Annotated in this window: 14 protein-coding genes; 12 read left to right on the top strand and 2 right to left on the bottom strand. The window is 65.1% G+C overall.

Annotated elements, in window-relative coordinates; all coding sequences use genetic code 11:
- Positions 1-18 precede the first annotated feature (18 nt).
- From glgX to C7G42_RS28525, 10 genes are all read left to right on the top strand, one after another.
- Positions 19-2256, top strand: coding sequence for a glycogen debranching protein GlgX (glgX, locus tag C7G42_RS28570; protein ID WP_106952252.1), 2238 nt, complete (start codon positions 19-21; stop codon positions 2254-2256).
- Between the two features lie 258 nt (positions 2257-2514).
- Positions 2515-3255 carry a FadR/GntR family transcriptional regulator gene (locus C7G42_RS28565; RefSeq protein ID WP_106952251.1) on the top strand — a complete coding sequence of 247 codons (741 nt, stop codon included), beginning with the start codon at positions 2515-2517 and terminating at the stop codon, positions 3253-3255.
- A gap of 55 nt (positions 3256-3310) precedes the next feature.
- Complete coding sequence (locus C7G42_RS28560) at positions 3311-4210, top strand: NAD(P)-dependent oxidoreductase (protein WP_106952250.1); 900 nt, start codon at positions 3311-3313, stop codon at positions 4208-4210.
- A 10-nt stretch (positions 4211-4220) separates the two neighbouring features.
- Positions 4221-4904 (top strand): amino acid ABC transporter permease, encoded by a 684-nt coding sequence (locus C7G42_RS28555; protein WP_106952249.1) that lies wholly within the window; start codon positions 4221-4223, stop codon positions 4902-4904.
- Between the two features lie 7 nt (positions 4905-4911).
- Positions 4912-5580: an amino acid ABC transporter permease gene (locus C7G42_RS28550; protein ID WP_199581193.1), complete on the top strand. Its 669-nt coding sequence runs from the start codon at positions 4912-4914 to the stop codon at positions 5578-5580.
- Between the two features lies 1 nt (position 5581).
- Positions 5582-6337 (top strand): amino acid ABC transporter ATP-binding protein, encoded by a 756-nt coding sequence (locus C7G42_RS28545; RefSeq protein WP_106952247.1) that lies wholly within the window; start codon positions 5582-5584, stop codon positions 6335-6337.
- 20 nt (positions 6338-6357) lie between these two features.
- Positions 6358-7152 (top strand): transporter substrate-binding domain-containing protein, encoded by a 795-nt coding sequence (locus tag C7G42_RS28540; RefSeq protein WP_106952246.1) that lies wholly within the window; start codon positions 6358-6360, stop codon positions 7150-7152.
- A gap of 64 nt (positions 7153-7216) precedes the next feature.
- Positions 7217-7663, top strand: a complete 447-nt coding sequence (gene rpiB, locus C7G42_RS28535; protein ID WP_106952245.1) for a ribose 5-phosphate isomerase B — start codon at positions 7217-7219, stop codon at positions 7661-7663.
- Between the two features lie 9 nt (positions 7664-7672).
- Positions 7673-8590 carry a ribokinase gene (locus C7G42_RS28530; RefSeq protein WP_106952244.1) on the top strand — a complete coding sequence of 306 codons (918 nt, stop codon included), beginning with the start codon at positions 7673-7675 and terminating at the stop codon, positions 8588-8590.
- A gap of 43 nt (positions 8591-8633) precedes the next feature.
- Positions 8634-9359, top strand: a complete 726-nt coding sequence (locus tag C7G42_RS28525) for a sulfite exporter TauE/SafE family protein (protein WP_106952243.1) — start codon at positions 8634-8636, stop codon at positions 9357-9359.
- 10 nt (positions 9360-9369) lie between these two features.
- Here C7G42_RS28525 and C7G42_RS28520 read toward each other — a convergent pair whose 3' ends face one another.
- Both C7G42_RS28520 and C7G42_RS28515 read right to left on the bottom strand, forming a co-directional pair.
- The gene (locus tag C7G42_RS28520) at positions 9370-11418 is read right to left on the bottom strand and encodes a putative bifunctional diguanylate cyclase/phosphodiesterase (RefSeq protein ID WP_502694240.1); all 2049 of its coding nucleotides are present in this window, start codon (positions 11416-11418) and stop codon (positions 9370-9372) included.
- Positions 11419-11435: 17 nt separating this feature from the next.
- Positions 11436-12587 carry an ABC transporter substrate-binding protein gene (locus tag C7G42_RS28515; RefSeq protein ID WP_106952241.1) on the bottom strand — a complete coding sequence of 384 codons (1152 nt, stop codon included), beginning with the start codon at positions 12585-12587 and terminating at the stop codon, positions 11436-11438.
- A gap of 180 nt (positions 12588-12767) precedes the next feature.
- On the opposite strand from C7G42_RS28515, the gene radA reads away from it, so the two are divergent.
- Positions 12768-14216 carry a DNA repair protein RadA gene (radA, locus tag C7G42_RS28510; RefSeq protein WP_106952240.1) on the top strand — a complete coding sequence of 483 codons (1449 nt, stop codon included), beginning with the start codon at positions 12768-12770 and terminating at the stop codon, positions 14214-14216.
- Between the two features lie 168 nt (positions 14217-14384).
- Positions 14385-15014 (top strand): CvpA family protein, encoded by a 630-nt coding sequence (locus C7G42_RS28505; RefSeq protein WP_106952239.1) that lies wholly within the window; start codon positions 14385-14387, stop codon positions 15012-15014.
- The last annotated feature ends 21 nt before the right edge of the window (positions 15015-15035 follow it).

Genomic DNA, 15035 nt, shown 5'->3' with positions numbered 1-15035 from the left:
TTTTCATTGGGGGCAAGCATGGACCAGAAGATAAAACACGACGACGCCCTGACTCGGGCGGCGTCGAGCCTTCGACGAACCCGGATCACCGAGGGCAAACCGTTTCCGCTTGGCGCGACCTGGGACGGCCTCGGCGTCAATTTCGCGTTGTTCTCGGCCCATGCCACCAAGGTCGAGCTCTGCCTTTTCGACGACGACGGCGAGACCGAGCTCGAACGGATCGAGCTTCCGGAATACACCGACGAGGTCTGGCACGGCTATCTGCCCTCCGCCCGCCCGGGCACCGTCTACGGCTACCGCGTCCATGGGCCTTATGAGCCTGACGCCGGACACCGCTTCAATCCCAACAAGCTCCTGCTCGACCCCTATGCCAAGCAGCTGGTTGGACGGCTCCGCTGGGGACCCGAGCTGTTCGGCTACCAGCTGGATCACGCCGACAAGGACCTCTCCTTCGACGAGCGCGACAGCGCACGACTCATGCAGAAGTGCCGCGTCATCGACCCCGCGTTCACCTGGGGCGCGTCGCGCAAGCCCGAAGTGCCGTGGGAGCGGACGATCGTCTACGAGATGCACGTCAAAGGCTTTACTCAGCAGCATCCACTGGTGCCTGAAGCCGACCGCGGCACGTTCTCGGGGCTCGCGCATTCGGAAATCCCCGCCTATCTGCGCTCACTCGGAATCACGAGCGCAGAGCTGTTGCCGATCCACGCCTTCGTTGACGACAGCTACCTGGTCGATAAAGGCCTGCGCAATTACTGGGGCTACAACTCCATCGCGTTCTTCGCCCCAGAGCCGCGTTACATGAAGACGCCGTTCGCGAACGAATTCAAGGAAATGGTCAACCAGTTCCACGCCCACGGTATCGAGATCATCCTGGACGTCGTCTACAATCACACCGCGGAAGGTAACGAGCTCGGCCCGACCCTGTCGTTCAAGGGCATCGACAACGCCAGTTATTACCGCTTGCTGCCGGACAAGAAGCGCTACTACATCAACGATACCGGCACCGGCAACACGGTGAACCTCTCGCACCCCCGCGTGCTCCAGCTGGTTGCGGATTCCCTGCGCTACTGGGCGACCGATATGCGGGTCGACGGCTTTCGCTTCGACCTCGCCACCATCCTCGCGCGCGAGCCCTACGGCTTCGACGAAGGCGGCGGCTTCCTCGACGCCTGCCGTCAGGATCCGGTGTTGTCCAGCGTCAAGCTGATCGCAGAACCCTGGGACATCGGTCCTGGCGGTTACCAGGTCGGCCAGTATCCGCCCGGATGGGCCGAATGGAACGACAAGTTCAGGGACACCGTGCGTGCGTTCTGGAAGGGTGACGAAGGCACGCTCGCAGACTTTGCCAAGCGGGTGTCCGGATCCGGGGACCTCTTCAACAAGCGCGGCCGGCGGCCATGGGCCAGCGTCAACTTCGTCACTGCGCATGACGGCTTCAACCTCAACGATCTCGTCTCGTACAACGAGAAGCACAACGAGGCGAACGGGGAGGACAATCGCGACGGTCACAGCAACAACCACTCCTGGAATTGTGGAGCGGAAGGCCCGACGGACGATCCCGAGATCATCGCGCTACGCGAACGCCAGAAGCGCAACATGCTGGCAACCATGCTGCTGTCGCACGGCACGCCGATGCTGCTTGCGGGTGACGAGTTCGGGCACACTCAGAACGGCAACAACAACGCCTATGCCCAGGACAACGAGACCGCCTGGCTCGACTGGATGGGGATAACGGCAAACGGCCGTAACCTCCGTGAGTTCACGCGCAAGCTGATCGCTACGCGAAAGGCTTTCCCGATCCTCTATCGCAGCCGCTTTCTGGTCGGCTCCCACAATGAAGAGCTCGACGTCAAGGACGTGACATGGCTGTCGCCCTCCGGCGACGAAATGAGCAGCGAGCAATGGCAGGACGGCAATGCCAAGTGCTTTGGCATGCTGCTCGACGGACGCGCCCAAGAAACCGGCATCAAGCGCCGCGGCTCGGACGCAACGATGCTTCTGATCTACAATGCCCATTACGACGTGGTGAATTTCGTCCTGCCGCCCGTCACTGACGGAAGCCGCTGGCTCGGGCTGATCGACACCAATCAGCCCGATGTCCAGATGCCTTCCTTCGAGTTTGGGCACGCCTACGAGGTGACAGGACGATCGCTCGTCGTCTTTGGCCTTGCCACCGAGAATGCGGCGACGCGCCGCCTGCGCCAGGGTCTCGGCGCACTGCTCGATGTCGCGGAGGCGCCACTGCCCGGCTAGCTGGCCGGCGGCCTCCCTTGGAGCCAAGGCAGAGCGCGACCGGCATGCCGGTCGCGGCCGAGAGTTTGCCTCGACCGGCCACAGGGCCGGATCGACGGCGAATTCGCGGGCCGCGGCCGCAGCCAGTGTGGCCAGCTCAGTGGCTTGCACGTTGGTGATAAGCGGTGGCGCTGCGCCCTAGCGACCGATCATAGCCCCTTGACCGCCCCGCCGTGGTTAGCATACTGGTCTGACCAAGATCAGACCAACGAGACCGGGATGGAACTCAAGAGAACCGCCGACGGCGAAACCGGGTTCGAGAAGGTGTTCGCCTTTCTGCGCGAGCGGCTCCTTGCGGGCTCGCTCAAGCCGGGCGACCGCCTCATCTCGGAGCGCGAGCTGGCCACGCTCCTCGGCGTCAGCCGGCCGATCGTCCGCGAGGCGCTGCGCGCCCTCACCGTGCTCGGCATCGTTGAGATCCGCGACCGCATCGGCACCGTGGTGACGCGGCCGGATGTCTCCGTGCTGAATGATTTCTTCACTTTCGCGCTCGCCCAGCAGGCGGACATGCTCGACGACGTCATGCAGGCGCGTGTCGCGATCGAATGCCAGGCCATCCGCCTCGCCTGCGAGCGCGCCAACATCGCCGATTTCGAACGCCTGCAGCGCGCGCTCGCGAAAATCGGCGAGACGATCGACGAGGCGGATGCCGGCGGCATGGCCGATTTCGAATTCCATCGCGCCATCGTCATCGCGTCGCATTCGGAGACGCTGACCGTGCTGCACGGTTCGCTGGCGGGCCTTTTGACCCATTCGCATCGCAGCCGGCGCAAGCTGGTCCAGGCCTTCCCGTCGATGAAGACGTACCTGATCGACGACCACCGCCGCATCTTCGACGCCGTGATCGCGCGCGACCCCGAGCGCGCCGACGCGACGCTGCGCAAGCACTTTGCCATCGGCGACGAATACCGCAGGCGCGCCATCGTCGGCGACATCGACAGGACCATCGCCTCGGGCTGATGGCAGGCCGGCCAAGGGACCAGGACTTCAATCAATCAAGAAACGGACTGACGACATGGGACGGAATGACAAGGGCAGCGTCGGCTTCATCGGCATCGGAACGATGGGCCGCGAGATGGTGCGCAACTTGCTGGGGGCCGGCCACGCCGTACGCGTCTTCGACCTCAACGAGGCCGCATTGGCCGACAGCGTCAAGGATGGCGCAGTTCGCGGCAGGAGCGCGGCCGATGCTGCGCAAGGCGCCGACGTCGTCATCACCATGCTGCCCGACACACCCCATGTCGAAGCGACCATCTACGGCGAGCAAGGCCTGCTGAGGTCGCCGCCGCCGGGCAAGCTGATCGTCGACATGAGCACGATCTCGCCGGTCGCGGTCCGGAATATCCACGCCGACCTGCAAAAGGTCGGTGTCAGCTTCATCGACGCGCCGGTCTCGGGCGGCCCCGTGGGCGCCAAGAACGCCGCGCTTTCGATCATGGCCGGCGGCGATGTGGACGCCTTCGCCAGGGCCGAGCCGTTCTTCCGCGCGATGGGCACGACCATCACGCATGTCGGTGCGTCCGGCGCCGGACAGACGGTCAAGCTCTGCAATCAGCTGATCTGTGGCATCAACATTCAGGCGATCTGCGAGGCGCTGGCGCTCGGCCGAGCTTCGGGCCTCGACCTCAATCTGCTGCGCCGGGTGTTGCTCGGAGGCTCCGCCGCCTCCTGGATGCTCGACAAGCTCGGGCCTGCGATGATCGCAGGCGACGTCTCCGCCGGCTTCCGGATCGATCTGCAGCTCAAGGACCTCCGCCTCGTGCAGGAGCACGCGCAGGCGCTGAGCGTGCCCCTGCCCGGCACCGCGCTCGTGACCAGCCAATATGTCGACGCCCGCGCTCATGGAGAAGGCAGCAACGGCAACCAGGCGCTGTTCCGCGTTTACGACCGCATGACCAACCAGACCACGGGTTGAACCTCCGACGATGAGCATCCAACTCGACTTTCCCGCAGTCCTGGAACGCTGGCCAAGCTTTTTGGCCGGCGCCGCACTGACGCTCGAGTTGGCATTCTTCGCGACCGTGCTCGGCGCCCTGATCGGCACGCTCGCAGCCGTCGGCCGCGGCTCGCGGAGTGCAGCAATTGCAGGCGCCTGCAAAGTCTATGTCGAGGCGATCCGCAACACACCGCTGCTGGTGCAAATCTTCCTGGTCTATTTCGGCCTCGCCAGCCTGGGCCTGAAACTCTCCGCTTTCACCGTGGCGGTGGCCGCGCTGACGATCAATGTCGGTGCCTACACCGCCGAGATCATGCGCGCCGGTTTCGAGGCGATCCCCCGCGGGCAGATCGAGGCCGCCGAAGGCCTGGCGCTGTCGCGGTTGCAGATCTACTGGCACATCATCCTGCTGCCCGCGATCGAGAAGGTCTATCCGGCGCTGACCAGCCAGTTCGTGCTGCTGATGCTGGCCTCCTCGGTCTGCTCGCAGATCTCGGCAGAAGAGCTTACTGCCGTCGCCAACTACATCCAGTCGGACACCTATCGCGCCTTCGAGACCTACATCATCGTCGCCGTGCTCTACATCATCCTGTCGCTGGTGATGCGCGCGGGCTTCTGGGGCCTCGGCCTCGTGCTGTTCCCGCGCCGTCGCCGGCTCGGCACGCCGCTGTGAGATGACCATGGGCGGACATCTCAACATCAACCATCTGATGTTCCTGGGCCAAGGCGCGCTTTGGACGATCGGCCTGTCGGTGATCGCGCTGATCGGCGGCGGCATCGTCGGCTTCGTGATCGCGCTGGCGCGGATCTCGCCGCTCAAATCGGTGCGGATCGCCAGCGCCGTCTATGTCCAGCTCATCCAGGGCACGCCGCTGCTCGTCATCCTGTTTCTCGGCTATTTCGGCTTCGCGGCCATCGGCCTGAAGGTCTCGCCGCTTGCGGCCGCCGGCGCCTCGCTGACGCTCTATGTCGCCGCCTATCTCGGCGAGATCTGGCGCGGCTGCATCGAGTCGGTGCCGAAGCCGCAATGGGAGGCCGCCGAGGGCCTGGCGCTGAGCCGGACCCAGCGCATGATGAAGGTGATCCTGCCGCAGGCGATCCGCATCGCCACGCCGCCGACCGTCGGCTTCATGGTGCAGATCATCAAGAACACCTCGCTCGCATCCGTCGTCGGCTTCGTGGAGCTGATGCGCTCGGGCCAGATCGTCAACAACTCGCTGTTCGAGCCGTTCGCCATCTACGCGATCATCGCCGTCACCTATTTCGCCATGTGCTATCCCCTCTCCCTGTTCAGCCAGCGGCTGGAAAAGCGGGTGGGGCGTGGCAGGTCCAACCTTGCACCAGCCTGACATGCAGCAGAACCCCTCATCCGAACCGATCGTGTCGCTCCGCGACGTACAGAAGAGCTTTGGCCCGCTCCGGGTGCTCGACGGCGTCTCTTTTGCCGTCCAGCGCGGCGAAGTGCTCGCGCTGATCGGCCGTTCCGGCTCCGGCAAGAGCACGGCGCTGCGCTGCATCGACCGCTTCGAGAAGGTCGACGGCGGCGAGATCGTCGTCTGCGGCCACCGGGTCGACCGCCCCGACGTCGATTTGCGCGCGCTGCGCCAGGACGTCGGTATCGTCTTCCAGAGCTACAACCTGTTTCCCCATCTCACGATCGAGCAGAACATCACGCTCGCGCCTTGCGCGGTGAAGGGCATGGCGACGGCCCAGGCCCGGGATCTCGCCCGAAAGGTGCTGGCGCAGGTCGGGCTCGAGGAGAAGCTGCACGCCTATCCGGAGCAGCTCTCGGGCGGCCAGCAGCAGCGCGCCGCAATCGCCCGCTCGCTCGCGATGCAGCCCAAGGTGATGCTGTTCGACGAAATCACCTCCGCGCTCGATCCCGAGCTCACCAGCGAGGTGCTGAAGGTGATCGAGCAGCTCGCAGCCGACGGCATGACCATGGTGATGGTCACCCACGAGATGGGCTTCGCCAAGGGCATCGCCGACCGGATCGTGTTCATGCATCGAGGCAAGGTTCACGAGACCGGACCTGCCTCGATCCTGACGTCGCCGACCACGCCCGAACTCACCCAATTCGTGGGGACGGGAAACCTAAAATCATAACAAGGAGAGGAGAACCAGGGATGACCAAGAAGATAATGCTGGGAGCTGCCGCCGCATTGTGCGGTTTCATCATGATGGCCGCGACACCGGCATCGGCCGACCTGCTCGACGACATCATGAAAGCGAAGAAGATCCGCATCTCGACGGACCTTGCCATTCCGCCCTCGGGCATGATGGATTCCACCATGAAGCCGACCGGCTCCGACGTCGAGGTGGCGCAGCTGCTCGCCAAGGACTGGGGGCTCGAACTTGAATTCATCCAGACCACCGGCGCAACCCGCATTCCCAACGTCCTGACCGGCAAGGCCGACATCATCATCTCGACCCTGTCGGTGACACCGGACCGCGCCAAGGTGATCGACTTCACCAAGCGCTACGCGACGCTGCAATCCGACGTCGGTTGCCTGAAATCCTCGACCGTCAAGGACTGGCCCGACCTGAAGGACAAATCGATCGGCGTCTCGCGTGGCACCACGCAGGACACCACCCTGTCCAACATGAAGGACAAGGACCTCAAGATCGCACGTTACGACGACGACGCCACCATGGTGACGGCGGCGGTCTCGGGCCAGGTCGATTGCGTCGGCTCGTCCGCGACGATCATCAACCAGATCGGCGTGAAGAATCCTTCGCGCGTGTTCGAATCCAGGATTCCGCTGGCAACCTTCGACCTCGCCATCGGCCTGAAGAAGGGTGAGCAGCCCCTGATGGACAAGCTCAACGCCTGGATCACCGAAAACGTCAAGAACGGTAAGCTCAACGCAATCTACAAGAAATTCCACGGCGTCGATCTTCCCGCGGACATGCGTAGCTGAAACCAAACGCCGTGACGGCCGCGTGCGGCTGTCACGGCCATTGCAAGGTCAAGAAGGACATCACATGCGTCTCGTCATCGGATCCGACCACGCCGGTTGGCCGCTCAAGCAGACCGTCATCGACCACATCCGCAAGCTCGGCCACGACGTCGTCGACGTCGGCTCCTATGACGACAAGCCGGTTGACTTTCCCGACATCGCACGGGCGGTCGCCCAGAAGGTGACATCGGGCGAAGCGGCGCGCGGGATCATGGTCTGCGGCACCGGCGTCGGCGCCTCCATCGCCGCCAACAAGATGAAGGGCATCCGCGCCGCGGTCTGCCACGACGTCCATTCGGCGCATCAGAGCGTCGAGCATGACGATGTGAACGTCATGTGCATCGGCGCGCAGATCGTCGGCGCGTGGCTCGCCGTCGACCTCGTCTCGTCCTACCTCTCCGCCGAATTCTCCACCGACGAGGATTTCCGCCGCCGCGTCGAAAAACTGCGCATCATGGACGAGCAAGGCTGACGTCGCGCCATGATCCTGGTGTTCGGGTCGATCAACATCGATCTGGTGGCGCAGGTCCCGGTCATTCCCGGCCCCGGCCGGACCGTGCTCGCACCCTCCTACCAGCGCCATTTCGGCGGCAAGGGCGCCAACCAGGCCGTTGCTGCCGCACGGATAGCAGCACCCGGCCAGGTCCGCATGGCGGGCCGCGTCGGCCGGGATGGGTTTGGCGACAGTGCGATCGCGAATCTCCAGGCGAACGGCGTTGACGCCGCGCTGGTCGTCAGGGCGGATGAGTCCACCGGCTGCGCCTTCATCACGGTCGATCCGGCCGGCGAGAATGCGATTACGGTGGCCAGCGGCGCCAATATGACGGCGAATGCCGGCGAGCTTCCCGCGACGCTCTTCGGTGCCGACACGGTGCTTGTGCTTCAGATGGAAATACCCTTTGCGCAGGCGCTGGCAGCGGCACGCCGGACGCATTCCGCCTCCGGCACCGTCATTTGGAATCTCGCACCCGTTCCCGAGAAGATGACGCGCGAGGTGGTGACCGAGCTTCTCGCCGCCACCGACTTTCTTCTCGCCAACGAACACGAGGCGCTCGACGCTGCCGCTGCCATCGGCCTCGCTCGCTCCGATTACGAAGCCGCAGCAACGGAGCTTGCGAAGGCCGGCAACCTCACCTGCATCGTCACTGCCGGCGCCCAAGGCGCCTTGGCTGTCGCAGCGGACGGAACCCGCCTGCGCGCGCCCGCGCCGCGTATCGTGCCCGTGGACACCACCGGCGCCGGCGACACCTTTGCCGGTGCATTTGCGGCGATGATCCACGAAGGGGTTCCGTTGCAAACCGCTCTTGGGGTCGGATGCGAAGCGGCGGCCCAAAAGTGCCTCACGCCCGGTGCGCAGGCCGGCATGCCGATGCGGGAGAAGATTCCGTCTCTCGCTTAGCGCCATGTCCGGCTAAAGTGCTCCGATTCCTGGAGCCCTGCACGTGGCCTTTCTGTTCGTCCTCGCCGTCGGCCTCATTGCCGGCACCATCTCAGGCATCGTCGGCACCGGTTCGTCGATCATGCTGATGCCGGTGCTGGTCTATGCCTATGGGCCGAAGGAAGCGGTGCCGATCATGGCGGTCGCGTCCGTGATGGCGAACTTCTCGCGCATCCTGGCCTGGTGGCGCGAGGTCGACTGGCGGGCCTGCGCGGCCTATTCGGTCACGGGCATTCCGGCCGCCGTGCTCGGCGCCCGGACGCTGCTGGCCCTGCCCTCGCACGCCGTCGATCTCGCCATCGGCGTCTTCCTGATTGCGATGGTGCCGGTGCGGCACTGGCTGGCGCGGCACGACCTCAAGGCCAATCTCTGGCATCTGGCGATCGGCGGCGCCGTGATCGGCTATCTCACCGGCATCGTGGTCTCCACCGGCCCTCTCAGCGTGCCGCTGTTTCTGTTCTACGGCCTGTCCAGGGGTGCTTTCCTTGCGACCGAGGCCGCGAGCTCGCTCGGCCTCTACTTCGCGAAATCCGTGACCTTCGAGCGCTTCGGCGCGCTGACCGGCGATGTCTTCATGAAGGGCCTGATCGCGGGCTCCTCGCTGATGTCGGGCGCGTTCATCGCAAAACGCTTCGTGCTGCACCTCAAGCCGGACATGTTCCGCCTGGTGATGGACGCGATCATGATCGCAGCCGGTCTCTCGATGCTCTGGAACGCGACGCAGCCGTAATCGCCTGCGCTCAGGCGGCGAATTCGGGCGCGATCGACGGGCTGTCGGTGACGATGCAGCTCTCGGCCCTCGGCCGCTTCTCGAGCCATTCCAGCAAGGCGTCGAGCGGCTGCGGCCGCTGGTAGAGATAGCCCTGTCCGAACCTCACGCCCATCTCGCGCATGGCCGCCGCCTGCCCGGGCCGCTCGATGCCTTCGGCGACCAAAGTGAGCCCCAGCGTGCCGGCGAGCGATGCGATCACGCCGACGATCGCCTTGTCTTCTGCGCTATTGGGAATCTCGCTGATGAAGGCCTTGTCGATCTTGACCTTGTCGAGCGGGAAGCGCCTGAGATGAGCGAGCGAGCTGTAGCCGGTGCCGAAATCGTCGAGCGCGATGGTGGCACCCAGGCGGCGCAGGCGATGCAGCGTCTCGGTGGCGCTGGCGATGTTGTTGATCAGCGATCCCTCGGTGATCTCGAGCTCGAGCGAGCTGGCGGCAACGTCGAAGCGCGCGCAGGTCGCACGCAGCTCGGCGGCGAGCGAGTGGTCGGCAAGCTCGGACGGCGGCAGATTGATCGCGATCCGGATCTGCGGCCGGCCGGCCGCGGCCAGGCGTTGCAAGGCCCGGCAGGCATCGGTCAGTACGTAGCGGGTCAGCCGCGCATTGTTGCCGCTGCGTTCGATCAACGGCAGGAATTCGCCGGGACCGATCACGCCATGTTCGGGATGGCGCCAGCGGATCAGCGCCTCCAGGCCGACGACGTCGTGGCTTTCGAGGTCGACCTGGCTCTGGTACCAGACCTCGAATTGTCCCTCGGCAAAGCCCGCGGGAATGGCGAGCTCGAGATCCCTGTCGTGGCGGTAATCGCGCTGGAGCGCTTCGTCCAGCACAGCGACCGTGCCGGGCGCCTTGCTCTTGGCGTGATAGAGCGCGATGTCGGCCAGCGTCGGCAGATGCGACAGCTCCGGATCGTCGGCGCGGCGCACGGCAAGGCCGATGCTGGCGCGCGGCACGACCTGCTTGTCGTGGAGCCGGATCGGTTCGGAAATGGCGTCCAGCACCTGCTGGGCGAATGCGTACGCCGCCTTTTCGTGACCGACCTCGGGACGGATGACGACGAACTCGTCGCCGCCGAGCCGGGCGACCCAGTCCTCCGCTTCGACAGCGCCGCGAAGGCGCTCGGCGATATGAACCAGGAAATTGTCGCCGGCCTCGTGGCCGAAAGTGTCGTTGATGCCCTTGAAGTCGTCGAGATCGATGAAGCAGAACGCGACCAGCGCGTCCGGCCTGCCTCCATCGCGGCTCGCCACGGCCAGCCGCTCGGTCAGGGAGCGCCGGTTGGGAAGTCCCGTGAGCGGATCGTGCCCGGCCATGTGCCCGAGCCGGTCGAGCGCGCCCGATGTCGTGTGCTGCATCGCGTTGAAGGCGCGCGCGAGCTGGCCGAATTCGTTGGAGGATTTGACGTCCGCCGGATAGGCCCGGCCGTCCTGCTTGCTGCGCTGGATCGCCGACATCATGGCCGCGAGCGGCCTGCCGATGAAGATGTTGGCGGAGATCCGCATCGCGATCAGTGTCGCGAACGTCGCGAGCAGGCCGACGACCAGCAGGCGCACCATCCGGCTGCCCGCGCCTGCGTAAAGCCCCGCATAGGAATAGGCGATCACGATACGGCCGGCCTGAACCGCCATGTTGCCGTTGCTGTAATGGACCGGGCGCGAGATCTCTGCGATCGAATGGTCTTCGGAGCGCGCCACCACGCGGGCGATCGCTGCGCCCGTATCGTCATAGACGGTTGCTCCCGCGATGGTCTCGTCGTTCATGATCTCGTTGAGCACGCCCGTCACCTGGTCGTAGCGCATCTTCCAGAGCGGCTCGGCGATCAGCTCGGCCCGGCTCTCGGCGACCCGGGCCATGTGGGCGTCGAGCTGACTGATCTGGGACCAGAAGCTCGAAGCCTCCATGCCGGTCGAGGCGAGCAATTGCACCAGCAGCAGCACGGGTACCGTAGCCCAGATCATGGCGCGAACGACCGGGCGCAAGCGCGGTGCGGCCGGCTCGTGGCGTTCGGGATCAATCATCGCCTCATCCTTGCTCATCAGTCGGCAACGCCTTCGGGAACCGGCAGGGACGAAATGAGCGCGTCGAGGGAAAAGTCATAGTGGCCGCAGCGACCCGCCTTCGCCCTGAAGCGGGCAAAGTCTATCCGGTCGAACGCGCGCGTCTTGATGAGGTCGCCGACCGAACCGAGATTTTGGCGCGTGATCGCGGACGTCTTGACCTCGACCCGAGGCGACACAGCCGCGAAATCGCAGCCGTCGGCATAGTCGCGCAACAGGACGATCGACCAGCCGCCGAGCAGGAAATGCCCGCCGTCGGTCAGCAGCAGGCGGCCTGCCCTGATCTCGCGCAGCGCCTCCTCCGACCAGTTGAGGCCAACGAGCTGGATGTCGCGGCCAGGCACGAGGCCGGCGGCCATCACCGCGCGGATCGCACCGAGCGCCATGGGATCGTTGCCGGCCCAGATGCCGGCGGGACGGATTTGCTTGCGCGAGGCCCAGCTCAGATAATTCGCGGTGACGTTCTCGGCCTCCGACTGCGTCCAGTTGGCGAACAGCAGCCGGTCCACCACAACGTCAGGCGCGGCATCCACCGCGAGCTTGAGACCGGCGTTGCGCGCGATCGAGGCCGGCGTGATCTCGTCACCGCCGATGCCGAGGATGTGGATCTTGCCGTCCGGGCTCTGCCATTTCTCGTCACGCGCGGTTCGGATCAGGGCATTGGCCATCCGTGCGCCCGCGGTCTGAAGATCGGTCGTGATGTCGCCGAGCCAGGTCTTGAGCTTCTGCCTGGGCGGTCCAAGACGCACCGCATCCTCGCCGATCAGCGTGTTCGAGAGCAGCAACGTCTTGACGCCGGCAGCCTCGGCCGCTTCCACGATCGGGACGGCGGCGGATTCCTCGTTCGACAGGATGAGGAAATCGGGCTTGTCGTGACGCGCCAGCACGCCGAAGCCGAGCTCCTGCATGGTGCGATAGTTGCGCTCGCTGTTCAGCACCTCGACATGCGCGTCGAGCTTGCGGCCGGCGGCCTGCATGGTCTGCGCGACCATGTCCCAATAGACCTCTCCGGTCTTGCCGGGATTGACGAAGACGATGTCGAGGGACCTGGCGAGGCTGTGGCAGGCGGACGCGACGAGGCCGCCACAAACTGCGCCCGCAACGAGCAATAAGCGCAGGATTTTCGTCATGCCTCTCCGCCGCCCCTTTATGGTTCCAGAAATGGACCCGCGTCAGCTAACACTTCGCAAAATCGGCTCCCCTACGGCGGCATAAGGCTAACGAAAGGTATATCCGGCGCGACCGACCGGGATATCGCCCCGTCATTCCGTGCTATCAGCAACCTGAAAACCGCGACTCACCCGTTCCCCATGGCCAAGAACACGCTTTCCTTCGTCTGCCAGAACTGCGGCGCGGCCTATAACCGCTGGCAGGGCAAGTGCGAATCCTGCGGCGAGTGGAATACGCTCGCCGAGGAGGACACCGGCGGCAGCGTCCCGGTCTCGATCCGCTCCAAGCGCAAGGGACGGACGTTTGCGCTGGAGAGCCTGTCGGGGAAAACCCAGGATGCGCCTCGCCTGTCCTCAGGCATGACCGAACTCGACCGCGTCACCGGCGGCGGCTTCGTCCGCGGCTCGGTGCTGCTGGTGGGCGGCGATCCCGGCATCGGCAAATCGACGCTGCTTACGCAGGCGACCAGCCTGATGGCGCGCGCCGGCCATCGCATCGTCTACATCTCCGGCGAAGAAGCCATCGCCCAGGTGCGGCTGCGCGCCGAACGGCTTGGGCTCTCGGATGCACCGGTGCAGCTCGCCGCCGAAACCTCGGTCGAGGACATCGTCTCGACGCTGTCCGAGGGCGCGGTGCCCCGGCTGATCGTGATCGATTCGATCCAGACGATGTGGACCGACACCGTGGAATCGGCGCCGGGCACGGTGACCCAGGTGCGCGCCTCGGCTCAGGCGCTGATCCGTTTCGCCAAGAAGACCGGCGCTGCCATCATCCTGGTCGGCCATGTCACCAAGGACGGCCAGATCGCCGGCCCCCGCGTGGTCGAGCACATGGTCGACGCCGTGCTGTCGTTCGAGGGCGAAGGCTCGCAGCAATTCCGTATCCTGCGCGCCGTGAAGAACCGTTTCGGGCCGACCGACGAGATCGGCGTGTTCGAGATGACGGGATTGGGCTTGCGCGAAGTCACCAACCCCTCGGAGCTGTTCCTCTCCGAGCGCGATCTCGGCACGCCCGGCACCGCAGTCTTCGCGGGCATCGAAGGCACGCGGCCCGTTCTGGTCGAGTTGCAGGCGCTGGTGGCGCCGACCTCGCTCGGTACGCCGCGCCGGGCCGTGGTCGGCTGGGATCAGAGCCGGCTTTCCATGGTGCTGGCGGTGCTGGAGGCCCATTGCGGGGTCAAGCTGTCCGGCCACGACGTCTATCTGAACGTCGCCGGCGGCCTGCGCATCCACGAGCCGGCGGCGGACATGGCGGCCGCGGCTGCGCTGGTGTCGTCGCTGGTTAACGCTCAGTTACCCACGGATGCCGTCTATTTCGGCGAGATTTCGCTCTCCGGCGTCATTCGTCCGGTGGCGCAGACCCCGGCGCGGCTGAAAGAAGCAGCCAAGCTCGGCTTCAAGCGCGCCGTGCTGCCCGAATCGGCCCGTGGCGGTGATGCCGGTGGCGACGCCGGACTGTCCCTGAACACGGTCAACAGCCTGACGACGCTGGTCGCCGAGATCGCCGCCCGAGGCTCCCGCCGCGGCGAACAGAACCCGCAGGCAGAGAAAAATGCCACACCGGCAAGATTCCGCCGCGGAGAGGGTTAGCTGGTGGTGACGTCCCCCGCCCCCGCCGCTATACAGCCGTCACAAAAGCAGCATGGGATTGCGTGGTTGCGGCCTTGCCGGGAACGCCGTCTGCCCCTCTTTTAGGGCAGCGGCCAAACACCGATTCGGTTAGAGCACCTTCGACGTACGAGCGGACCAGACCAGCCGATGCCAGTAACCATCCTCGACCTGATCCTGCTCGGTGTGATGCTGATCTCGGGCCTGCTCGCCATGGTTCGTGGCTTCATGCGCGAAATCCTGTCGATCGCGGCCTGGGGCGCGGCGGCGATCGTGACGCTGTACTCCTTCTCGAAGCTGCTCCCGACCGCCAAGAGCTATTTCAACAACGACACCGTGGCGAGCGTCGTCGTCGTCGCCGGTGTGTTCGTGGGCACCCTGGTCGTGGTCTCCGTGATCACGGTCCGGATCTCGGACATGATCCTGGATTCCAGAATCGGCGCCCTGGACCGGACCCTCGGCTTCCTGTTTGGGCTCGCTCGCGGGCTTTTGATCGTCGTGGTCGCCTTCCTGTTCTTCACCTGGCTGGTTCCGGACAAGCAGCGCCCGGACTGGGTCACGGGGGCCAAATCCCGCGTGGTGCTGCAGGGAACCGGAGATTGGCTGATGGCGCTCTTGCCTGACGACCCCGAGAACACCATCTTGAAGAGATTCAAGAAAAACAAACCAGATGATGATCAAGCTGAATCCGAGCAGCAGCCTTCGGGCAGTGGCGATGGATACAGTAAACCTGCTCGTGACGGCCTGAAAAAGCTGATCGAGAAACCTGCGGCGCGTTGATTTAGCCCCAAAGAGAGGCGC

Source organism: Bradyrhizobium sp. MOS003, from assembly GCF_003020125.1.
Lineage (GTDB): Bacteria > Pseudomonadota > Alphaproteobacteria > Rhizobiales > Xanthobacteraceae > Bradyrhizobium.
Note: the sequence above shows the minus strand (reverse complement) of the source record. Positions and strands in the feature narration are given on the sequence as shown.

Excerpts from the sequence above, each read along its gene's own strand:
- glgX (WP_106952252.1), top strand. The coding sequence starts at position 19 with ATGGACCAGAAGATAAAACACGACGACGCCCTGACTCGGGCGGCGTCG.
- C7G42_RS28565 (WP_106952251.1), top strand. The coding sequence starts at position 2,515 with ATGGAACTCAAGAGAACCGCCGACGGCGAAACCGGGTTCGAGAAGGTG.
- C7G42_RS28560 (WP_106952250.1), top strand. The coding sequence starts at position 3,311 with ATGGGACGGAATGACAAGGGCAGCGTCGGCTTCATCGGCATCGGAACG.
- C7G42_RS28555 (WP_106952249.1), top strand. The coding sequence starts at position 4,221 with ATGAGCATCCAACTCGACTTTCCCGCAGTCCTGGAACGCTGGCCAAGC.
- C7G42_RS28550 (WP_199581193.1), top strand. The coding sequence starts at position 4,912 with ATGGGCGGACATCTCAACATCAACCATCTGATGTTCCTGGGCCAAGGC.
- C7G42_RS28545 (WP_106952247.1), top strand. The coding sequence starts at position 5,582 with ATGCAGCAGAACCCCTCATCCGAACCGATCGTGTCGCTCCGCGACGTA.
- C7G42_RS28540 (WP_106952246.1), top strand. The coding sequence starts at position 6,358 with ATGACCAAGAAGATAATGCTGGGAGCTGCCGCCGCATTGTGCGGTTTC.
- rpiB (WP_106952245.1), top strand. The coding sequence starts at position 7,217 with ATGCGTCTCGTCATCGGATCCGACCACGCCGGTTGGCCGCTCAAGCAG.
- C7G42_RS28530 (WP_106952244.1), top strand. The coding sequence starts at position 7,673 with ATGATCCTGGTGTTCGGGTCGATCAACATCGATCTGGTGGCGCAGGTC.
- C7G42_RS28520 (WP_502694240.1), bottom strand. The coding sequence starts at position 11,418 with ATGATTGATCCCGAACGCCACGAGCCGGCCGCACCGCGCTTGCGCCCG.
- C7G42_RS28515 (WP_106952241.1), bottom strand. The coding sequence starts at position 12,587 with ATGACGAAAATCCTGCGCTTATTGCTCGTTGCGGGCGCAGTTTGTGGC.
- radA (WP_106952240.1), top strand. The coding sequence starts at position 12,768 with ATGGCCAAGAACACGCTTTCCTTCGTCTGCCAGAACTGCGGCGCGGCC.
- C7G42_RS28505 (WP_106952239.1), top strand. The coding sequence starts at position 14,385 with ATGCCAGTAACCATCCTCGACCTGATCCTGCTCGGTGTGATGCTGATC.